Below are 22,529 nucleotides of genomic sequence, written 5' to 3'. Positions count from 1 at the left end.
CATGCGCCCATTCACCGCCTTCAACTTCGCCGTCGAAATCGTGCCCGACGGTGCGTCCGCGCCCTTGGTCAGCGCGGCCTTTTCGGACTGCGACGGCATCGAGATGGCTATGGACGTGAAGACCATCCGCGAGGGCGGCAGCAACGACCGGCAGATCCGCCTGGCCGGGCCGGCCACCTTCGGCCAGCTGACGCTCAAACGAGGCATGAGCGAGGACAGTTTCGAGCTGTGGCGCTGGATGTCCGACAGCCTGGCCAACCCAGGCAAGCGTGCCCAGGCCACCGTCGTGCTCTTCGCCTCCGACGGCGCCAGCGAGCGCGCCCGCGTCGTGCTGCAGCGCTGCTTGCCGGTCAAGCTGAAGGCGCCGAGTTTCAGCGCCAAGGACGGCGCGGTCGCGGTCGAGGAGCTGCAGATCGCCTACGAGTCGTTCACGCTGCAGCCGGGGCGATGAGATGAACACGGATACCCATGCCAGCAAGGCCCTGCTGGTCGAACTCGCCGAAAACTTGCTGGACGACCTGCCGGGCGGCAAGACCGTCACGGTCCAGTTCAACCCGGAGTCGCTGAAACTCAGCTTCGCCAACCAGATCCAAAACAACAGCAGCAGCAACACCGCCGGCAGCGCCGCAGGTGGTGGCGGTGGCGGTGGCGGTGGCGGTGGTGGTGGCGGTGGTGGCGGTAGTGACCAGGCGGGTGGCACGCAGGGCCGGCAGTTCATCGGCGCGGGCACGACCAAGCTCTCGGTGCAGCTGTGGTTCGATGCCGGCCACGCCGGTGTCGACGATGTGCGCAAGCTGAGTCAGCAAGTCATCTACTTCATCAAGGGCAAGAAGGCGCAGAGCGACCCGTCCAAATTCCTGCCGCCGGGCCTGCGCTTCAGCTGGGGCTGCTTCAACTTCAAGGGCCTGATCGACAGCATCGAGGAGACCATCGACTACTTCTCGCCCGAAGGCAAGGCGCTGCGCTCGACGCTGTCGATGGGGATGTCGCAGCAGACCATCCTGATCTCCGACTTCGGCGGCAGCCCGGGCGCGCTGCCGGGCCTGCCGGCTGCGGCGAGGGCGCCCGGCACGGTGCCGATGACGCCCGCCGCCGCCGGCAGCACGCTGCAGGGCCTGGCGGCAGCGGCCGGTGCCGGCGTGTCCTGGCAGGCACTCGCCTCGGCCAACGGCATCGACAACCCACGGCAGTTAGCCGCCGGCCAGTTGCTGAACCTGTCGGCCTCCATCACCACACCGCGTTCTTGACGCAAAACAAAGGGAAGGAACTCCACCATGGCCGTCGTCATCAATGAGTTCGAAGTGTTGGACACACCGCAGCAGCAGCCCCGTGGCGACGGCAATGCCGCGCCGCCGAGCGCCGCGCCGCCGCCCGACCCCGAAGACCTGCGCAGGCTGCAGGCCGTCGCCACCGAGCTGATGCTGCGCCGCTTGGCGCACTGAATGCATTGAACCGGATCGAACCATGGAAGACGCCCGCAGCGCCATCGCCTCCGCCCGGCCCGGCTTCACGGTCGGCGGCACGGCACAAGCCCGGCTGGACGCGGGCCTGCTGCGCTTTGTCTGCAGCGAGAACGAGGCGGGCCTGGCGCACTGCGAGGCCGAGTTCGGCAACTGGGGCGACGCGGGCGGCAGCACCGGCTTCCTCTGGTTCGACCGCAGCGTGCTCGATTTCGGCAAAGACTTCGTCGTCAAAATCGGCGGCGCGACGATCTTCGACGGCCGCATCATGGGGCTGGAGGCGCGCTTCCCACCCTTGGCACCGCCGACGCTGCTCGTCCATGCCGAGGACCGGCTGCAGGACCTGCGCATGACGCGCCGCACGCGTGTGTTCGAGAACCAGGCCGATGCCGACATCGTCCGCACGATGGCCGGCGACCACGGCCTGACGGCCGACACCGACCTGTCAGGCCCCAGCCATGCGGTGCTGACGCAGATCAACCAGAGCGACCTCGCCTTCCTGCGCCAACGCGCCGCGCTGGCCGACGCCGATCTCTGGCTCGAAGGCACCCGGCTGTATGCGGCCAAACGCGCCTCGCGCAGCGACTCCGGGCTGGAACTGGTGCAGGGCGCACGGCTGCGTGAGTTCCATGTGTTGGCCGACCTGGCGCATCAGCGCACCGCGGTCGTTTGCACCGGCTGGGACGTCAGCGGCAAGGCGGCGATCTCGTCCGAGGCCGGCAACAGCGCCATCAGTGCCGAAGCCGGCGGCGGCACGAGCGGCCCGGCCTTGCTGCAGCAGGCCTTGGGCGCACGCAAGGACCAGGTCGCCCACTGCCTGCCGCTGGACAGCGGCGCCGCCCAGGCCTATGCCGAGTCGCACCTGCGGGCGCTGGCGCGGCGCTTCCTGCGCGGCCGCGGCGTCGCCGATGCCGACACGCGCCTGCATGTCGGCCGCACGGTCAAGTTGAGCGGCCTAGGGCCACTGTTCTCGGGCGCCTATGCGGTGGTCGAGACCAGCCACCGCTTCGACGTCGCGGTCGGCCTGCGCACCGAGTTCGTCGTCGAACGAGCCTGGATAGGGAACCCATGAACCTCGCCGAACAACCGATGCTGGAAGCGCTGCTGCGCTCGCGCGAGGCCGGCGGCTGGGGCGGCCTGTGGCATGGCGTCTACCCGGCGCTGGTCTCCGACATCAAGGACCCGGACAAGCAGGGCCGCGTCAAGATCCGGCTGCCCTGGTCGCCCGACGGCGCCGGGGCTTCCTGCGAGCTGTGGGCCCGCATGGCCACGCTGATGGCCGGCAACAACCGCGGCAGCTGGTTCATCCCGGACGTGGACGACGAGGTGCTGGTTGCCTTCGAAGGGGGTCAGGTCTTGCGGCCCTACGTGATCGGCGTGCTGTGGAACGGCCAGGACGCGCCGCCCGAATCGATGGACGGCGCCGGCAACAACGACAAAAAGCTGATCCGCTCCCGCAACGGCGTGCGCTTCATCATGGACGACACCGACGGCCAGGAGAGCCTGCTGATCGAAACGCCCGGCGGCCAGCGCGTCACGCTGAAGGACGGCCCCGGCGAGGTGCTGATCGAGGACAGCAACGGCAACTCGGTCAAGCTGGAAAGCGCCGGCATCACCATCAACGCCGCGGCCAAGGTCACCGTCAACGCCAGCACCGTCAACGTCTCGGCCAGCATGGTCAGCGTGGACGCCGGCATGTCCAGCTTCTCCGGTGTCGTCAAGGCCGATACGGTGATCTGCAACAGCATCATCAGCGCCTCCTACACCCCCGGCGCCGGGAACATCTGGTGAGGACCCAGCGATGAACAACAAGCTCGCCAAGCACGACATCGCCTGGGCATCGCCGCAGCCCTTCTGGACCGACCCTGCCGGCGCGGTGCAGCCGGGCAGCGCCCTGCGCCGGCCGCAGATCCTGCGCTTCACGCACGACGAGTTCATCCCCGAACTGCTGGCGCTGCTGCAGCAAAGCCCCGCGGCGCTGCCCGCGCATGCGGCCATGGCCGAGACCTGGCGCGGCCCCGGTGCCGTGCCGGCCGCCGAACCCGAGGCCTGGCTGCAGGGCAAGCCGGCGCGCTTCCTGGCCGCGCGGCGGCGCGCGCTGCTGGGCCGCACGGCCCGCGCCGCACCGGCCTCGACCGGCCTGCTGAAGCTCTACCAGCCGGCTCATCTGCGCCACTACCTGGTCGGCGGCTCGCTGGTCTGCCGCACGCCGGGCCTGCCGGACCGGCAGGTCGACCCGGCGCGCCAGAAGGTCTGCTACGTGATCCGCCGCTTGCTGCCGCGTGTGCCCAGCTCGAAGCGCGACGACCCGCTGCCGGACCCGCGACTGGCCGGCGAGTGGGACGAGTTCGGCTTCGTGCCCAATGGCAAGGCCGGGGCCTGGCGCTATATCGGCCCGGCCGATGCCGAAAGCCTTGTCGCGACGATCGCGCCGGCCGAGGAGAGGCTGGCCCTGTTCCCGGCCAACTACGTGCAGGACGACGGCCATCCGCGCCGGCTTTACATCGGCAACGTGCCGGTCGGCCGGCGCGAGGCCTACCAGGGCGCCGGCACGCAGGCGGCGAGCGGCGGCGGCAGCAGCAGCGCGGCCGGCAGCAACAACAGCGCCGCGCTCGATCCGCGCCTGGTGCTGTTCTACACCCAGGTGCTGGGCCCGTGGAAGGCGCTGGTCAACCGCGTGATGGGCAACGGCCAGGTCGGGCTCGGCGCATCCAGCGCCGACCCGGACAACAGCAGCCAGCTGAAGGCCGCCCGCCTGAGCTCGGTCTTCAAGCAGTCCAGCGATGGTCGCAGCTACGACCCCACGCAGCCCGATGCCGACACGCTGCGCACACAGCGCAGCGCGCTGCAGACCTCGTCCTGGTATCTGCTGCTGGACCTCTACAGCTTCCTGAAGGATCAACTCGGCCTGGACGTCCTGGACGTCCAGGCCGCCGCGCCGACCGGCGCCGCGCTGGCGCTGTACAACGCGCTGGACGCTGCGGCCATGCCCGATCTCGGCGACGGCGCCCTCGGCCCGCTGGTCGAGGCCGGCGGCGTATTCGGCAGCGCCGCTGTCGAGACCAACCTGATCGACGCGCTGATCCGCATCGTGCCCTTCGCCGCATCGCTGGAGACGGTGCAGGACAGCTTCACGATCCCGCCGCCGGGCAAGTCGCTGGCGGACGTCGGCGTCAAAGCCGGCTGGCCCGACTTCCTGTTCCTGTTCGCCGACCCCTGGCTGGGCGTGCTGCGTCCGCCCGAGCAGGCAGACTTCGACCCACCCGAAGGCGACTACCTGGTCGAGAAGATCCAGGCCCGCATCGACGCGCTGGCCGATCTGGTCGCCGCCGCGCTGCCTGCGCCGGACCCGGACCGGCCGGCGCCCGAGCCGACGCTGGCCTCGATGCAACCGGCCGATATGCGCGAGGCCTGGTACGTGATGCGCTTGGTCTACGAGCGGCCCGGCTGCACGCCCTTCCACGAGGCGGTCGTCAGCGCGGCGACGCCGCCGTTCCAGATGGCCGGCTTCTTCGACTCCGACGCGCCGGCCCGGCCGATCCGCATCGGCCTGCCCGTCGACATCAGCCCGGCCGGCCTGCGCAAGTTCGACAAAAACGCCGTCTTCATGATGAGCGACATGCTGTGCGGCCAGGTCGACCGCATGAAGGGCATCGGCCTCGTCGACCTGGTGCTCAGCGTGCTGCCCTGGCCCTTCCACAAACCGCTGTCGGTGCCCGAGAAGGGCGACTGCAAGGCCGGCGACGGCCTCTCGCTGGGCGTCATGTGCTCGCTGTCCATCCCCATCATCACGATCTGCGCGCTGCTGCTGTTGATGATCATCGTCAGCCTGCTGGACTTCATCTTCCGCTGGCTGCCCTATTTCATCGTCTGCTTCCCGCTACCTGGCTTCAAAGGAAGGAAGCGGTAATGGACGCCTCCAAGCTCTACGGCCGGGGCATGGCCTTCCCGCCGCGTGTGCAGCCGGACGGCTCCATCGCCTGGTCCAGCGGCGAGGAGAACGTGCGCGAGGCCATCCGCATCGTGCTGATGACCGAGCCGGGCGAGCGCCTGCACCTGCCTGGCTTCGGCGCCGGCCTGGCCCGCTTTCTGTTCGAGCCCAATATCGCCGGCACCCACACGCTGATCGCCGAGCGTATCGAGGGCGCGCTGCAGGCCTGGGAGCCGCGCGTGCGGGTCGAGTCCATCGACGTCGCCGCCGACCCTGCCGACCCGCAGGCCGCCATCGCCACGCTGAGTTACCGGCTCGTCGCCACCCAGGCACAGGAGCGAGTCTCGCTGGCCGTCTCGGTCGCGGGAACCAGGTGAAGGAATAACCATGCCGATCAAGGTACCCACCATCGACGACCGCAGCTTCCAGGATCTGGTGCGCTCGGCGCTGGCCCGCGTGCCGGTGCACACGCCCGAATGGACGCAGCTGGCGCACAGCGACCCCGGCGTCACGCTGGTCGAGCTGTTCGCCTTCATGGCCGAGAGCCTGCTCTACCGCAGCAACCGCGTGCCCGAGAACAGCAGGCTCAAATTCCTCTCGCTGCTGGGCTTGCCGCTGGCCCCGGCGACGCCGGCGCGCGGTCTCGTGCAGTTCACGTCCAAACGCGCACAGCCGGCCGCCACCACGCTGGCCGGCGGCACCGAGCTGCGCGCCGGCGACATCGCCTTCCGCACTGCCGCTGCCATCGATGTGCTGCCGATCGAATCGCGCAGTTATGTAAAGTTCGAGGTCACGCCCGGCGCGGCCGACAGCGCCTACTACCGGCTGCTCTACGCCGCCGCCGAGGCCGAGCACGCGGGCGCCGAGCTGAGCATGTACGAAACCCGCGCCTTGGATGGCCGCCAGCCGGTTGACATCAACAACGACACCGTCGACGGCGTGCTGTGGCTGGCCCTGCTGGCACCCAAGGGCGCGAACCCGGACGCCGTGCGTCAGGCGCTGGCAGGCCGCACGCTGAGCCTGGGCCTGATGCCCTATGTGGACGACGCGCCCGCCGTGCTGCCGACGCAGGGCCAGGGCCGCACCGGCGTGGGCGTGGGCGGGGGCGACCAGGCCTCGCTGATCAGCTACGAGATGCCGGTCGTCGGCAGCGCCGAGGCGAGCTACCAGGCGCGCCCCGCGCGCAGCAGCGACGACGTACTGGCCGGGCCCGGGGTCGTCGAGATCACGCTGCCGACCCGCCCCGAACAGATCGGCAGCTGGGACCAGCTCGACCCGCTGGAGGCCGGCGTTGGCGCCCGCCCGCCGGCGCTGGAGGACACCGCCGACGCCGCGCGCCTCATCAGCTGGCTGCGCATCGTGCCGTCCGCTTCGGCGCGGGCGCGCTTGCTGTGGGCCGGCGTCAATGCGGTGGCCATCAAGCAGCACATCGTGGTGCAGAACGAGCTGATCGGCGAAGGCACGGGCCGCACGGACCAGAGCTTGCGACTCGCCCGCGGCGGCGTCGTCGCCGGTTCCGTCACGATCAGCGTCATCGCCGACGGCCAGCTGCAGGACTGGCAGGCCATTGACGACCTGATGGCAGCCGGCGCCGAGGTGCGTGCGCTGGACCCGCAGCGTGCGCCGGGCCAGGTCTGGGAGGACCGCCGCGAAAGCCGCGTCTTCACCGTCGACGCCGAGGCCGGCAGCGTGCGCTTCGGCGACGGCTTGCACGGCGCCCGGCCGCCGCTGGGCGCACGCCTGGTGGCCCGCTACGAGGTCTGCGACGGCGCGCGCGGCAATGTCGCGCCGAACGCGATCAATGCCGGCCCCGCGCTGCCGCCCGGCATCAAGCCCGACAACCCGCAGCCCACCTGGGGCGGCGCCGATGCCGAGAATGTGGATGGCGGCGTCGACCGCATCAGCAGCTTCATCCGCCACCGCGATCGCCTCGTCACCGCCGACGACTTTGAACAGATCGCCCGCAGCGCGCCCGGCGTCGACATCGCCCGCGTCGAGGTGCTGGCGGCCTGGCACCCCGACCTGGGACTGAGCGAACCCGGCGATGCGCCCGGCGTCGTCACGCTGATGCTGGTGCCGCGCAAGGATCCGCGCGCGCCCGACACGCCCGCGCCCGACCGCGCCTTCCTCGACGCGCTGTGCCGCTACCTCGACCCGCGCCGGCTCGTGACGACCGAGCTGGTGCTGCGCGGGCCTGACTACCAGCCCGTCTGGCTCTCACTGGGCATCACGGTGGCCGGCGGCTTTGCCACACCGGACGTGCGCGACCGCGTCAAGGCCCGCATCATCGAATACCTGGCACCAGCACGCGGCCTGCACGGCGCCCTCGATGCCGGTGAAGACAGCGCCCTGGACTACCCCGGCATGGAGAAGGGCTGGCCGCTGCGCAAGGCCGTCAACCGGCTGGAGCTGATGGCCGAGGTGGCCCGCGAACCCGGCGTGCTGAAGGTGGACGAACTCATCCTCGCCCAAGGCAGCTCCGGCGCGGTCGAGACCGAGCTTGCGATGAGTGGCCTGCAGCTGCCTTTGATCGCCGGCCTCTCGGTCGAGGCCGGCGCCGCCGTGCCGCTGGACGCGCTGCGCGGCACGGTGGCCGCGCCCTCAACGACTCCGGCCGGCAAACGGATCGTGCCGGTGCCGGTGGTGCCGTCCGAATGCTGATGCGAGCCACGCCATGAAAGACGCCAACGGCAGCCACTTCGAACTCCTGCTCGGCCGGACCGACTGGGGGCGCTGCACCCATATCGATGCAGGCGACGGCGTCGAACGCGCGCTCGCCGGGGGCTGGGCGACGGCGGCCGGGCGCGACCGACTGCCGCTGGCCTTTGAGGCCGGCGGCATCGGCCTGGCCAAGCGCATCTCGCGCTTCCGCGCCGCCGCCAGCGACACCCCGCCCGACCCGGCCAAGCGCCTCGGCGCGGCGATGGACCGCTTCGGCAGCGTCTACTGGATCGCCGATGGCGGCGCGCGCATCGATGTGCTGTCCGGCGGTTCGCGCAGCGTGTCGGTTTTCGCCAACGCCACCGCCACCACCACCACCACGCCGGCCGAGGCCAGGCCGCGGATCAAGGGGGGCTTCGCGCCGCTGGCGCCGGCCGTACCGCTTGAGCGGCGGCTGCGCGGCCTGGCCATCACCGCCGAGCAGTACCTGGTGGCAGGCCTGTTGCCGGCACCGGGGCGGCCCGGCGGACTGCAGGTCTTCGACCTCGTCGCCGGCGGTCCGGCGCTGGAGCTGGCTTGGCCCGCGGCCTGGCACTTCGCGCCGCTTGACTTGGCGCCGCGCCCCTGCGGCGGCCTGGCCGTGCTGGACCGTGAGCAGGGCCGCGTCTGGCTGTTGGACCGGCGCCTGGGCATGCAGGCCCAGTTCCCGGTTGAACTCGCGCAGGCGCCCTCCGCCTTCGCGCCCGGCAACCCGGCGCCGGCCGCGCTGCAGCCCTGGTTCGAGCTCGCGGTCGATGCGCTGGGTGGCGGCGACCCGGTGGCCATCGAGGTGCTGGCCGACGACTCGGTGCTGGTGATGGACGGCGTCGGCAGCGACGGCTTCGCGCTAGTAACGCTCTACGTGGACGGCATCATGGTCGCCCGCCGTTCGACCGCCGTCGTGCTGGACCTGATCCCTGAAGCTGACCGTGCCGGCTTCACGCTGCGCGGCTTCGACTGTGCGCTGACGCCGCGCGAAGAGGGCGAGCGTTTGGTCATCGCCGCCGCCGATGGCAACCAGTGTTTCGCCTTCGATCTATTGCTAGGCCACAGCCCCTCGATGCTGCTGGATCCGGTCGACATCTTCTTGCCGATGCGGCGCTTCGGTAGCGCAGGCCTGGTGCGCCGCGCGGCGACATTTGCCGACATCAGCGTGCCGCAGGACAGCGGCCTGATGTATGCCAGCGCCGTCAACACGCAGCAAGCCTGGCTGCCACTGGTCGCGCAATCGCGCCCGCGCTACGCGCAGCAAGCGGCGTTCAGCACGCCGGCCTTGGACGGCGATGTGCCCGACTGCCCCTGGCACCGGCTGATCATCGACGCCAGCATCCCGCCCGGCTGCACGCTCAGCGTCGAGAGCCGCGCCGCCGACAGCGCCGCCGCCCTGCCCGACCAGCGCTGGCGCCGCGAGCCGGCGCCGATGCTGCGCGCCGAAGGGCCCGAGCTGCCCTGGCTGCTCGATGCCGCACCGCGCACCGACGTGGCGGCCGGCAAGGGCTCCTGGGAGCTGCTGTTCCAGCAGGCGCGCGGCCGCTTCCTGCAACTGCGTCTGACGCTGGCCGGCGAGGAGCTGGCGACACCGCGGCTGCTGGCGCTGCGCGCCTGGAACCCGCGCTTTTCCTATCTGCGCGAATACCTGCCGGCGCTGTACCGCGAGGACGAGGCCTCGGCCGACTTCATCGAGCGCTTCCTGGCCAACTTCGAAGGACTGTTCACGGCGCTGGAGGACCGCATCGTTGCCGCCACCGCGCTGTTCGACGTGCGCAGCGCGCCAGACGCGACGCTGGACTGGCTCGCGTCCTGGCTGGGCCTGGTGCTGGACCCGGCGGTGACGCCCGCGCGCAAGCGCCTGCTGATCCGCTTTGCGGTGCCGCTGTTCGCCTACCGCGGCACGACGCAGGGGCTGCGCCTGGCGACCGAGCTGGTGCTGTCCAAGTGCGTGCGGCCCGAGGACTTCGCGTTGCCGGCCCGCTCGCAAGATCAGCCCTACGGCATCCGCATCATCGAGCGCTTCCTGACGCGGCGGCTGCCGATGCCGCTGCTGGGCGAGACGGTCACCGACGCAGGCCCGCGCTGGATCGAACCGGCCGCGCGCTGGAGCCCGGCTGAGGGAGCGGAAGGCCTGCAGCGGCGCTATGCGGCGGCGCGCCAGGCCGCCGGGCTGGACCCGACGCTGCCCTTCCGCCCGGTCCCGCCCGCCGCTGCCGCCGATGCCTCCGGTACACGCCACTGGACCGCCTTCTGCGCCAGCGAGCTGGGCGCGGTGCCACAGCTGGCCGCTCAGCTCAGCGCCGCCTGGCAAGCCAGGACCGCCCGGCCGAAAGTGCCCGCCGCGATGGGCCCGGACCTGCCCGCCAGTTGGCCCACCGACACGGCGCAGCAAACGGCCTGGCGCGACTTCCTGGCCGGCGGCATCGCGCACGAATTGAAACGCGCGCTGGCGCGCTGGCAGCGCTTCATCGCCCGGCGCTACCGACGCAGCGACGCGCCGCAGATGGTCTCGGCCTGGGGCGCATGGCCGGCTTTCGATCTGCTGCCGCCGCCTGACAGGCTGCCGGCGAACGGCGCAGCGCTGTCGGACTGGCTGCTGTTCGAGACACGGCTGGAGCCGATGAGCGCAAACGCCCACCGATTCAGCGTGCTGCTGCCGAGCAGCGGGCCGCTGGCCGACGCGGCGGCGTTGGCGCGGCAGATCGACTTCGCGCGTCGCGTCGTCAGCTTGGCCAAGCCGGCGCACACGGCCTTCAACGTCAAACCCTACTGGGCGATGTTCCGCATCGGCCAGGCGCGCGTCGGCCTGGACACGCTGCTGGGCATCGGCAGCCGCGATCCGGCGCTGGCGCCGCGCTGGGTGATAGGCACGGGCCAGATTGGCGCCAGCCGAGTTGCCGGTCCGCCGCAGCCACCGCGCGAGCGCCTGCTGCTGGCCTGCTGAACGAACAGGAGAAACACCATGACATGCTGCACTCCCTCCAACCCGCCCGGTCCCGGCAGCGCCGCGACCGACACCTGCAAGCGCGTCAACTACACGCTGGGCATGCTGATGGGCGTGGACGACTTCGTCCAGGACCAGCTCTACGCCGGCTCGCGCCGCCGCGAGCTGGCGCGCGAGCTGCTCGGCTACGGCACCGTGCACGGCTTGGCCGTGATCATCGAAGCGGATGGCGACAAGGGCCAGCGCGTGCGCGTTACGCCGGGCATGGCTTGGCTGCCCTCGGGCACGCCGGTCTGCGTGGAAGGCGAGCAATGTGCCAACCTCAACGACTGGCTGCTGGCCAACGGCGCCTTGGTCGACGCCGGGCTGAGCGGCAGCCCGGCCGGCTTCAGCGCCTACCTGGTGCTGTCCCATCTGCAGTGCTTGACCGACCAGGTGCCCATCCCCGGCGAGCCCTGCCGCAGCGACGACGAGCTGATGGCGCCGTCGCGCGTCGCCGACAGCTTCCGGCTCGACCTGCGCGCCGTGCCACCCGCGCAGCGCGAGGAAGACGCGCTGCGCGACTTCGTCGAATGGCTGCTCGGCACCGAGCTGGTCGCCACCTCACCGGCGCTGGACGAGGCCGGCTTCGTCGCCGCGCTGCGCGCCGCCGCGCAGGACTGGCTCAACCCTTCATCCCCGCCGCTGTCGCCGCCCTGGCTGGCACCGGCGGACTATCTGGAGGGCAGCATCCCGGCCGGCGCCGACGAAGCGCTGTTCCGCACCGCGCTGCGCCTGTGGGCCACCGAGCTGCGGCCGCTGTGGATGGCGCGGCCCGACTGCAGCTGCAACGCAACGCCGATCCCGCCGCTGGACGATGCCGTGCTGCTGGCGCGGCTGGAGCTGGCCCTGGTCGCCACCGCCGACGGCTGGCAGCTCAGCGACGCGCTGGCCGATCCGGTCAGCGTCGACGAGAGCCGCCGGCCCGTGCTGCTGACGCTACGCATGCTGCAGGAGCTGCTGCTGCGCTGGCGCGACGACCGCGATGACCGCGACGGCGAGCCCGGCAACAGCGTCCTCGCCGAGACCAGCTTCGGCCTGCCGTCCTCGCCCGGCAGCTCGCTCGACTATGCGCGCGCCGACCACACGCATGGCAGCCCGACACTGCCGGCCTTGGGCGGCGACCTGTCGGGCACGCTGGACAATGTGCTGATCGACAGCCTGCAGGGCGTGCCGCTGGCGGCACCAGCGCCCATCACCGAAGGCCAGGTGCTGACCTTCAGCGCCGGCCAGTGGCAGCCGCGCCCCTTGCCTGCGGCGCCGGCGCCAACCGGCCAGTTCGTCGGCCGCGGCAGCGCCGAGGACTTCCAGATCGTTGCCGCCGGCGAGGTCCGCGTCACGCTGAGCAATGGGCAGGGCCAAGCGGAGATGGTGCCTGCTGCGGGCGGCTACGGCGGGTTGCGCTCGCTGGCGCCGCGAATCAACAGACGGCAGCCGACCCAGCTGCTCATCCCGCTGCGGGCCGCTGTGGAGAACGCCGAAAGGCTGCCCAACTACATCGTCAAGCTCACGCCGATCTGGCAGGAGAGCACGCAATTCGGCTTCGCACCCTATCTGCTCGAGCGGGTCAATGCCGAAGGCAACCGGATCGATTTCACGGTGCTGTTGCTGGCCGCGCAACAGCTCGTCGAGGGCGAGTTCCAGCTCGCTTTCCAGGTCGAAGTCAGCCACTTCGCGGACCGGAGCTAGCCATGACCACGACCGCGACCACGACCGGCCTGGGTACGCCGCTCACCGAGCAGGCCATCCGCCACGTCAATTTCTTCAACGGCCGCCTCGTCACGCAGGGCGATATGGCGCGCACACAGGAGGCGCAGCATGAGGCAGACGCGCGGCTCGGCCAAGGCATCGGCGCTGGCGTCGTGCACGGGCTGGAGATCTCGATCGCCGACGCGCCACAACGCCAGCTGCGTGTGACGGCAGGCCTGGGCATCAGCGCGGCCGGCCAGACGCTGTGCCTGGGCACGGAGCAATTGCTGGCGCTGGCCCCGACGCCCGAGCCGGGCAAGTTTGAGACGAGCGGCGGTTTCGGCGCTTTCGGCCACTGCGGCACGCTGGCCGGCGGCGGCTATGTGGCCGGCAACGGCCTCTACCTGCTGACGCTGGCGCCGCTGAGCATCAAGGTTGGCAAGGCGCCGGTGCTGGCGCTGGACCCGGGCCATGCGGGTTGCAACAGCGACGCCATCGTCGAGGCGGTGCAGCTGCGTCTGCTGCGCATCGAGGACACGCTGCTGGCTGCTCAGGGCCTGGCGGCCAACCCGGTCGGCGCGGCGGCGGTCTCGAAATGGCGCAGCGCCGTCGCCCATGCCTGCTTCGGCTACCCAGCGCTGGCCGCGGCCCATGCGCAGAACGGCGTGTCTCCGAGCAACGGCGGGCTGCTGCAGCAACTGCGCGCGGCCGCGCTGAGCGACTGCGAACTGCCGCTCGGCCTCGTCTACCTGACTGCCAGCGCCGGCATCGCCTTCATCGACGCCTGGGCGGTGCGCCGCCGCGTCGCCGGTGAGCCGGCCTCACAGGCCTCACAGGCCTGGAGTGCCTGGTTCGGGCCCGGGCTGGACGCATTGGGCGAGGCGCAGCTGGCGCAGTTCCAGCAGCAGCTGTCGGAGGTCCCGACCGGCTCGCTGGCTGGGCTGAAGGCGGCCGACTGGTTCGCCTGGCTGCCGCCGGCCGGCTTTCTCGACGCGAGCGGCACGCGCCGCGTCGACGGTATGGCCTTCCTCGATACCCGCAAGCCGGCCCACACGGTGCCGCTGGCACCCGGCGATGTGCGTGCGCTGCTGGGCCAGGCGCTGCGCCGTGATGCGGTCAACCTGGGCCTCGTCGGCAACCGGCCGCGCTTCAGGCTCTATGCGGTCGAGGGCGGGCCGCAGTGCTTCGTCCGCGAGGCGCCCAATGCGCCGCATGCCGAGGAGGTCTGGCTGGACGGCCAGCGCGCGCGGCTGCCCGGTGTCAACGACGTGCAGACAGCCATCGACGAGCTGCGCGCACGCGTCTGCGGCGAACGCAGCGTCTGGCCGGGCATGGATGCGCAAGCGCTGATCGACGGTCTGGCCCGCGGCGCGGACCTGACGCTGTGCTTCGAGGCCGGCCACTATGCGCTGGCCGGGCCGCTGCGGCTGGCGGGCCTGGGCCACCTCGTCATCCGCGGCAACGGCGCCGCCTCGCTGCTCAGTTGCCGCAGTGGCGAGGCGGCGCTGATCGTCAGCGACTGTGACTCGCTGACGATCAGTGACCTGGCCGTCGAGGGCGGCCTCATCGGCATCGGCCTCATCGGCATCGGTACCGGTACCGGCAAAGGCGAGCTGGGTGCCGGCCTGCTGGGCGCGCTGACCGTCGTTGACGTGCCCAGCGTCCACATCGAGCGGCTCAGCGCCAGCTGCGACGATGCCGCCGCGGCCGGCGCCGCCTGCATCGTCGTGCGTCAAAGCGTGGCGGTAGCCGTGACCGTGGCCGCAGCGGCTGAGGCCGCCGAGGCGCCGGACAAGTTCTTCAACCGCCTGAGCGCCTTCGGGCTCACCGACACCGGGAAGGCGGGCGATGCGTCCGGCGACGAGGCCGAGCGGCGGCGCCATTTTCGCCTGCTGAAGCGGGCCAAGAGCAAGGGCGGCGCCGACAAGAAGCCCGAGTTGCCCGAGGCCGGCCATGTCTGCATCGTCGACTGCGACCTGCAGATCGGCGCGGCGCAGATCGGCATCCTGTGCACCGACAACGCGCTGACCGAGATCCGCCACAACCGTCTGCGCGGCCGCTACCGGCTGCAGCCGCCGGAACGCGGCATCGTCGTCGCCGGCAGCTCGGCGACGTTCGTGACGATCGCGCACAACAGCGTCAGCCATGTGGCGCAGGGCATCGCGATCGGCCTGTCGCGCAGCGATGCACCCAATAGCGCGCCGCTGTCGGTCGAGCGGGCCAGCGTGCTCGACAACCAGGTGCAGATCGGCCTGGGCGAGCGCGACTTGACGCGCAACCGCTTCGGTATCTTCGTCGGCAATGCGCGCTCGCTGGCCGTCGAGGGCAACCGCGTGACGCAACCGGAGGCGGCGCTGACGGGCAAGATTGCGCTGGAGGCGATCCGGCTCAGCGGCGCCTACGGCCTGATGCTCTACGTGCGCGGCAACCACATGAGCGGCACCAGCACCGGCATCGGCTTCTCGCCGCTCGCGCCACTGCCGGTATTGAACGCGAACAACCCGCGTAAAAACGCGAATGCCTGCCTGTGGCTGTTCGAGGGCAATCTGGCCGAACAGGCGACCGAGGTCATCAAGGCCGACGCGGCGGTGCTGGACCTGATCACCGATGTGCTGAACCTGGCGGTATGACAGCCATGGGTCGGCAGCCATCAAGTTTCAACGTGCAAGCCATGGTAGGTATTGCCGGTCGTGTTCGCGGATTTCGGTCCGGGGCTGCGCTCGGTTCAGCGAGTTCGAATCTCGCGCACGTGGGGGCGGGCTTTCACCGCCCGCCCCCGAATCCATGCCCCGCGCGCAAGGCCCGTCCATGAACGGCGCGCTGCCCCACGCGATCCGCACAGCCCGCGTGCCGGCGCGCCTGGCCGGCGAGCAGCGGCTGCGCCAAGGCCTGGAACGCTGGCTGGCCGAGGCCGACCCGGCCCGGCACGGGCTGCCGGGCGATGCCATCGTGCTGGTGCGGCGCCTGGCCATGCGCTGGAACACGGTGCAGGCCGGCGACAGCGCCATCCGCTACGCGCCGCTGGCGGCGCTGCTGGCCAGCGCGCGCCGCGCCGCATCGGCCGATGGCGATGCCGAGGCGGTCTGGTTCGCCGACGAGGCCGAGCTGCTCGGCTGCCTGGCCCGCGATGCGCTGGCGGGGCTGCTGGATCAGCGCTGGTGGTGGCGGGCCGCCCTGCAGCCGCAGCGCGGCGGCCGCTGGGACTCGTCGTCGCTGCAGCAGCGACAGCAGCAACAGGCATTGACGCGCTGGCTGCAGGCGCCGCAGCAGATGCCACGCGCGCTGCAACGGCTGGGGCCGGTGCGCGCACGGGCGTGGCTGGCCAGCCTCGGCGCGGACGGCATCAGCCGTCTCGTCACAGCGCTGGCCCAGGCCTATGCACTGGCCGACGAGCTTGACGCATGGGTGCTTGGTGGCACCGAGCCGGCCTCACCGGACAGGCGCGGGTTGCAGCAGCCGGCGAGAGGCCTGGCGGCCACGGTGACGGCGACGGCGACGGCCGCCGCCGCGGCCGAGCGGTTGGTGCGGATTTGCACCGCGCTGCTGTCCGACGCGAGCGCCGTTGCCAGCCCGGCCGGCCTGTGGCGGCTGGCCTCGCTGCTGGAAACCGAATCACCCGCTCGCTTGGATCGGGCCGTCGATCGAGTACCGCCCCAGGGGAGCGGTCCAGCGAAGCTTCAAGCCAGCGAGGCGGTCAGCGAACGTGCGAGCGCCATGCCGGTACACCAGTCGACGTGGCAGCTCACACCAAAGGCGACGCCCCGGCAAGCCCGCGACGGGCCATCGAAAACACCCGATTGCGATCACGATCACAAGGGCGACGACACCGCGGCAACCACGCGGGACACGCCACCCTCGTCGAACCGCGCCGAGGCCCACCCGCCGGCCGCCCGCCCGGCGCTGCTGGCCGAGGCCGGGTTGCGAGCCGCACAGCTCGACCTCGTCGCCGCGCTGCCGCAGTGGACAGACACCCGCCACGGCGGCCTGTTCTTCCTGCTCAACGCCGCGCTGGCCCTGGGCCTGTACGGCGACTTCACGCAGCCGCGCCACCGCGGCTTGGCCTGCCCGCCCTGGCGCTTGCTGCTCTTGGCCGGCCAGGCTTGGGCAGGGCCCGGCTGGCGGCGCGATCCGCTGCGGCGCCGGCTCATAGCGCGCAGTGCCGGCTCGCAGGAGCCGCTGCCCTTGCCGCTGTGGCCGCGCCTGCATGCGCGGCTGGCCGAGGCCCTCGGCGATCACGCCGATCACGCCGCTCACGGCGATCACGCCGATCACGCCGATCTGCCCGCGCGCGCGCAGATCCGCCGCATGCTCGCCCTGCCCGCGCGGCTGCAGGACCGGGGCGAGCGCCTGGACATCTTCTATTCGCTGGCCAGGCTGCCGCTTGCCGTGCGCCTGGCCGGCCTCGACCGCGACCCCGGCTGGATCCCCGCCGCCGGCTGCGACATCCGCTTCCACTTCGATTGACGAGGAGCCGCGATGGACGCCCAGGCCATGACCGCAGCGAGCCACTTGGCGCAATGGCAGCTGCGCAGCGCACTGGCGCTGATCCTCGATGCCAACCCGCGGCTCGCCTCGCCGCAGGAAATGGTGGAGCGCTATCCGGTGCTGCATCTCTACGTCAACCAGGCGGCGCGCGCCGGCTTCGAGGGCCTGGAACTGCCCGAGGCGCTGGCGCGTCTCGATGCGCAGTTGCTGGAGCAGCCTGGGGATGCGCCGCCAAACCTGCCGCTGGAGCGGCTGCGCAGCGCCTTGGCGCTCGACGCGGCGGCGCTGAGCGGCTTCCTGCTCTGCGCCTGGATCGCCGACGAGCCGGAGCTGGCGCCGCTGGCCGAGGCGCTAGGCGGCCACGAGGGCCGCTGCACGCGCATGATGCTTTCGGGGCTGGACGCAGCGCTGGACCGGCTGATTGAGGGCGGCTATCTGCAGGAGCTGCCGCAAGGGCGCCGCCGCGTGCTGGAAATGCCCGCCGCTGTCTGGATCGCGCTGCGCGGCCAGGTGCTGCGCCCCTGGCGCTACACGCCTGGCGAGGCGCTGCCGGACTGGGCCCAGCTGATCCTGCCCGAGGCGTTGCGCGAAGCCGCCATGCGGCCTGAGGACGGGGCCTGCTGGGCGCTGCGCGGCGTGCCCGGCAGCGGGCGGCGGGCGCTGGCCGGCGCGATCGCCCGCACAGGCGGCCTCGGCCTGCTCGAAGGCCCTTCGGACGACCCGGCGCTGCCGGCGCTGGCCACGCTGCTCGGCGCCATGCCACTGCTGAGCACCGACCCGGCACCGGGCCAACGCCTGGCCCTGCCCGACTGGCCCGGCTACGCCGGAGCTATCGCCGTCAAGCTGCCACGCCACGGCGGGCTCGACGCCGCGCGCCGCCACCTGCGCTGGCTGGAGCTGGCGCCGCCCGATGCAGCCGAGCGCGAGCTGCACTGGCGTGCCGCGTTGGGGCGGGCGCCGGCCAAGTCGGCGATGTCGGCCTTGGCCGAGCTGCGCCTGCCGCGCGGGCGCATCCACACGCTGGCCGCCCAGGTGCCCGACATCGATCGCCGCCCCGGCGCACTGATGGCCGAGCTGGAGGCAGCCGGCCGCTTCATGCTGGACGGCACGGCGCGCCGCATGCCGCCGCTGGGCGAGGCCGAGACGCTGGCCCTCGGCGACGAGCTGCAGCAGGAATTCGATGCGCTGCTGGCCCGCTGCCGCCACCGCGAGCGGCTGCGCGGCGTGCTGCCGGCGGCCTTCGGCCACAGCGGCGGCGACGGTGTGCGCGCGCTGTTCAAGGGCCCCAGCGGCACCGGCAAGACGCTGGCCGCACGCCACCTGGCCGCGACGCTGGGCCGGCCCTTGTACCGGGTGGACCTGGCGGCCACGGTCAGCAAATACATCGGCGAGACCGAGCGCAACCTGGAGCGCGTGTTCGAGGCCGCCGAGGCGCTGGATATCGTGCTGCTGCTGGACGAGGGCGATGCGCTGATGGCCGGCCGCACCGGCGTCAACAACGCCAACGACCGCTACGCCAACCTGGAGACCAACTACCTGCTGCAGCGGCTGGAGAGCTTTGACGGCGTGCTGGTGGTGACGACCAATGCGGCCGAGCGCATCGACACCGCGTTTGCCCGCCGCATGGACCTGACGCTGGACTTCGCACTGCCCGACGCGCTGCTGCGCCACGGCCTGTGGCAAGGCCACCTGCCGCCCAGCCATGCGGTCAGCAGCGCCGCGCTGGACGAGATCGCCCGCCGATGCCCGCTCAGCGGCGGCCAGATCCGCAATGCAGCGCTGCACGCCGCCCTGCTGGGCTTGCAGCGCGACGGCGGCGTCGGCACCGGCGAGCTGCTGAGCGCGCTGCAGCGCGAGTACCGGCGCGCCGGGCAGCACTGCCCATCCTTGAGCGTGCTGCATTGAGGCGAGCATGGGCGCAGGCACCGCCAGCCGCGTCGCGGCAGCACCGACAGCCGCCAAGGCGCCGCAGCCGTCCTTCCGCGCGGGGACGCGCGACGCGTCAGCCCGTTCAGCAAGCGCCACCAGGGCCGCCAGCGCCGCCAACGCCGCCATTAGGCCGGCGCCCGTGTTGCAGCTGGGCGGCGGGCGGCAGCGCGCCCTGAGCGGCGGCAGTGCGCTGGCGGCGCCTGTGCTGGACCGGCTTGAGCGCGGCTTCGGTGCCGATCTGTCGGCCGTGCGTGTGCACGAGGGCGGCGACGCCGCAAGGCTGGCCCAGGCGCACGGCGCGCGGGCTTTCGCCATCGGCCAGCACGTGGTGCTGGGGCCGGGCGAGAGTTCGCGCGACATCGGCCTGATGGCGCACGAGCTGGCCCATGTGCGGCAGCCGCGCGGCGCCGCGCCGGCGGTGCAGCGCTGCGACGGCGGCGGCTGCTGCGCTTGCGGCAGCGGTGGTGGTGGCGGAGGCGGCGGCTCACTGGAAGGCGAGGCCGCGGCCGCCGCCAGCAGCATCAGCAGCGGCGGGACTTTTGCGGTCAGCGGCCAGTTATCTGCCGCGACGCCGCAGTACGAGGGCGAGGATGAAGGCATCCTGAGCGGCCTGATCTGGCGCACGGCCAATGCGCTGGTGCCGCAGCTGGTGCCCATCATGAGGCGCGGCCCCGAGGGTGTGCTGGACTGGCTCAAGGACAAGGTCAGCGGTGCGCTGCAGACGGTCGTCGACACCGCGATGGCGCCGGTCAAGACGGTCAGCGACTCGGCCAAATTCCTGCATTCACACATCGCGCCCCTGCTCTCGTCCATGCAGGAGGCCGCCGCGCGCATCGCGCAGAATGACTGCAAGCCCATCACCGACGCCGCCGCCAAAATCGAAGACATGGCGACGAAGCTGATCACGCCGGTGATCGAAAAGATCCAGGGCGTGGTCGGCAAGGTGGGCGACTTCCTCGCGGGCGTCTGGGACCGGTTCGGCACGCCGGTCTGGGACTTCCTGAAGAAATACGCCGGCGAGCAATGGCGTCAGGTGCAGCAGCTGATGGACTGGGTCTGGGACTTGGCCAAACCGGTGCGCGACCTGAGCGCCAAGGCCTGGACCTGGGTCAAGAACAAGCTCGGTATCGGCGACGGGCCCGAGGGCCAGAACGGCATTCTGCAATGGGTGCAGGCCAAGGCCAAGAGCGCCTGGGACTGGGTGCAGGCCAAGATCGAGCCCTACAAAAAGAAGATCCAGGCGGTGCTCGCCACCGTCGCCGCGGTGGCTGTACTGGTCTCGCCGGCCGGGCCCTTCGTACTCGCTGGCATCGCCATCTACGCAGCGATCCAGGGTGTCAAGTGGATCAGGGCCAACCTGGCCGGCGGCAATGCGTTGGTGCGCGCCCGCGCCCATGCGCAGACGGTGCTGATCCCGCAGATGATCGCGGCGATCAATCGCATGAGCGCGGCGGTGATGAAGATGTCCGCCGCGGTGACCGGCAAGCTCGGCGAGTTCGCCTCAGGCCTGGGTGCGATGGTCGGCGCGGCGGCCGGCTCGGCGCTCAACTTCCTCGTCGGCGCCGCGCAGTGGGTGGCGGACAAAGCGAGCGAGCTGGCCGCCTGGGCGACGACCAAGCTGGCATCGCTGGCCGACTGGGTCCAGCGCGCGATGACCCGGTTGATCGCCTTCCTGCAGCCGCTGCTGGACTTTCTGGCCAAGGTCGGCGCCCTGATCATCGACGTGACGCAGTTGCCGCTGCTGCTCGCCGGCGCGCTGTGGAAGAAGATTCCCGCCTGCATCCGCGACCCCTTCGTCGACTGGATCGTGCCGCTGATCCTGCGCCAGATCGAGATCTTCAAGGAGCTGGGCAAGAACGACGAGGCCTGGGCCAAGACCAAGGCGACGGTGATGCGGATCGTGCGCGCGGTCTTCGTCACCCGTGACCTGAAGGGCGCGATCCGCGCCACGTTCGATTTGCTGCTGCAGGTCTTCAATCTGCCGATCGAGCTGCTGGTGCAGGTCAAGAACAAGGCCTTGGCGGCCTGGGACGTGGTCTCCAAGGCGCCGATCGCCTTCATCAAGAACGCGGTCAAGGCGCTGGGTCTGGGCCTGCAGCTCTACGGTGCCAAGCTCAAGGACAACCTGCTGGCCGGGCTGGAAGGCTGGCTGTTCGGCGAGCTGGCGGACAAAGGCATCGCCAAGCCCAAGAGCTGGACCGACCCCTGGGACCTGGTCAAACTGGCGCTGGACGTACTGGGCCTGTCGATGCCGCATTTCTTCGAGCTGCTGGAAAAGCGCTTCGAAAAAGAAACCGTCGACAAGCTGCGCAGCGCCTGGCGCATGCTCACCAGCGCCTGGGACTGGATCATGGACATGAAGGCCAAGAAGCCCGGCGAGGTGGCCAAGGAGATCGTGCAGGCGGGCAAGGAGTTCGGCAAGTCGGTGCTGGAGGGCATCGTCGCCTGGATCATGGAGCGGGTCGCGATCGAGCTGACGGTGATGGCCACGGCGGCGGCGGCCAGCGCCGGCCTCTCGGAAGTGGTGAATGCGGTGCGGCGCATCTACCGCGCGATCAAGACCGCCGTGCGCTGGGCGCGCCAGATCGTCGACATGGTCAACCAGACGCTGGACGGCGTGCTCGACATCGCTGCCGGCTCACTGGCCGGCCCGGCCGAGATCTTCAACCAGGCGATGAAGAAGGCCACGCCGGCGGTCATCGGTTTCCTCGGCGACCAGGTCGGCCTCTCGGGTGTTGCCGAGTCGATCAAGGGCCTGATCGACAAGCTGCGCCTGAAGGTCGACAACGCGATCCTTGCCGTCATCGATGCGGTCAAGGGACTGTTCGCCAGCATCATTGCCGGCGCCAAGTCGCTGGCGGGCAAGCTGCTGGAATGGTGGAAGACCAAGACACCGGTCAGCGCCGGCACCAAGCGGCTAACGCTGATCACAGACGGCAGTGAGGAGGAGGTGCAGGTCTCGGTCGCCGCCTCACCGGCCAAGTCATGGAGCGACTACATCGCCTCGCTGCCCGATGAGGCCAAGGCCCTGCCCGAATACCAAACGGCGCTGGCGCTGGTGAAGAAGATCCAGACCAAGCAGCCACGCGTGATGGAAAAGGACGAGGCCAAGCGCGATGCACTGAAGTCGGCCCGCTCGAAGCGGCTGCAGGACGATATCAACGCGCTGGTGCCGCTGATCAAGGCGCTGAACAGGGTCGGCGACGCGGACATGCCGACCTCCGTGATCAGCTACAACGGCACCGGCAGCGATGACGGCGGTGCCGGCATGGAAGCCAACATCCTCAGCAACAAGCACCCGCCCGGCAGCGAGCCCGGCGACCAACCGCCGATCTGGAACAAGCTGGCCGGCCTCGGTGCC

General features: G+C 71.1%; 14 protein-coding genes. All 14 read left to right on the top strand.

Annotated elements, in window-relative coordinates; all coding sequences use genetic code 11:
- Position 1: 1 nt before the first annotated feature.
- A complete protein-coding gene (locus RMO57_RS16905; RefSeq protein WP_310388589.1) occupies positions 2-451 on the top strand; it encodes a phage tail protein in 450 nt (149 codons plus the stop codon).
- Position 452: 1 nt separating this feature from the next.
- Positions 453-1,247, top strand: a complete 795-nt coding sequence (locus RMO57_RS16900) for a LysM peptidoglycan-binding domain-containing protein (RefSeq protein WP_310388587.1) — start codon at positions 453-455, stop codon at positions 1,245-1,247.
- 27 nt (positions 1,248-1,274) lie between these two features.
- The gene (locus RMO57_RS16895) at positions 1,275-1,442 is read left to right on the top strand and encodes a hypothetical protein (RefSeq protein ID WP_310388585.1); all 168 of its coding nucleotides are present in this window, start codon (positions 1,275-1,277) and stop codon (positions 1,440-1,442) included.
- A 22-nt stretch (positions 1,443-1,464) separates the two neighbouring features.
- Complete coding sequence (locus RMO57_RS16890; RefSeq protein ID WP_310388583.1) at positions 1,465-2,532, top strand: phage late control D family protein; 1,068 nt, start codon at positions 1,465-1,467, stop codon at positions 2,530-2,532.
- A complete protein-coding gene (locus RMO57_RS16885; protein ID WP_310388581.1) occupies positions 2,529-3,251 on the top strand; it encodes a phage baseplate assembly protein V in 723 nt (240 codons plus the stop codon). The genes RMO57_RS16890 and RMO57_RS16885 overlap by 4 nt, the downstream gene beginning before the upstream one ends.
- A 10-nt stretch (positions 3,252-3,261) precedes the next feature.
- Positions 3,262-5,370 carry a hypothetical protein gene (locus RMO57_RS16880; protein ID WP_310388580.1) on the top strand — a complete coding sequence of 703 codons (2,109 nt, stop codon included), beginning with the start codon at positions 3,262-3,264 and terminating at the stop codon, positions 5,368-5,370.
- Positions 5,370-5,768 carry a GPW/gp25 family protein gene (locus tag RMO57_RS16875; protein ID WP_310388579.1) on the top strand — a complete coding sequence of 133 codons (399 nt, stop codon included), beginning with the start codon at positions 5,370-5,372 and terminating at the stop codon, positions 5,766-5,768. Before RMO57_RS16880 ends, RMO57_RS16875 begins: the two co-directional genes overlap by 1 nt.
- Positions 5,769-5,778: 10 nt before the next feature.
- Positions 5,779-8,052 carry a baseplate J/gp47 family protein gene (locus RMO57_RS16870; protein WP_310388577.1) on the top strand — a complete coding sequence of 758 codons (2,274 nt, stop codon included), beginning with the start codon at positions 5,779-5,781 and terminating at the stop codon, positions 8,050-8,052.
- Between the two features lie 13 nt (positions 8,053-8,065).
- Entirely contained in the window at positions 8,066-11,026 is a 2,961-nt protein-coding gene (locus tag RMO57_RS16865) for a phage tail protein (RefSeq protein WP_310388575.1), read from the top strand.
- 18 nt (positions 11,027-11,044) lie between these two features.
- A complete protein-coding gene (locus RMO57_RS16860) occupies positions 11,045-12,754 on the top strand; it encodes a hypothetical protein (protein WP_310388573.1) in 1,710 nt (569 codons plus the stop codon).
- A 2-nt stretch (positions 12,755-12,756) separates the two neighbouring features.
- A complete protein-coding gene (locus tag RMO57_RS16855; protein ID WP_310388571.1) occupies positions 12,757-15,384 on the top strand; it encodes a hypothetical protein in 2,628 nt (875 codons plus the stop codon).
- A gap of 178 nt (positions 15,385-15,562) precedes the next feature.
- Complete coding sequence (locus RMO57_RS16850; protein WP_310388570.1) at positions 15,563-17,218, top strand: hypothetical protein; 1,656 nt, start codon at positions 15,563-15,565, stop codon at positions 17,216-17,218.
- 27 nt (positions 17,219-17,245) lie between these two features.
- Positions 17,246-19,144, top strand: a complete 1,899-nt coding sequence (locus tag RMO57_RS16845; protein ID WP_310388569.1) for an ATP-binding protein — start codon at positions 17,246-17,248, stop codon at positions 19,142-19,144.
- A 7-nt stretch (positions 19,145-19,151) separates the two neighbouring features.
- On the top strand, positions 19,152-22,529 hold a 3,378-nt coding region (locus tag RMO57_RS16840; protein ID WP_310388568.1), incomplete at its 3' end, for a DUF4157 domain-containing protein.

Source organism: Roseateles sp. (assembly GCF_031397715.1).
Classification (GTDB): domain Bacteria; phylum Pseudomonadota; class Gammaproteobacteria; order Burkholderiales; family Burkholderiaceae_C; genus Paucibacter_A.
The sequence above is the reverse complement of the archived record's forward strand: the minus strand, read 5'-3'. Positions and strand labels throughout refer to the sequence as shown.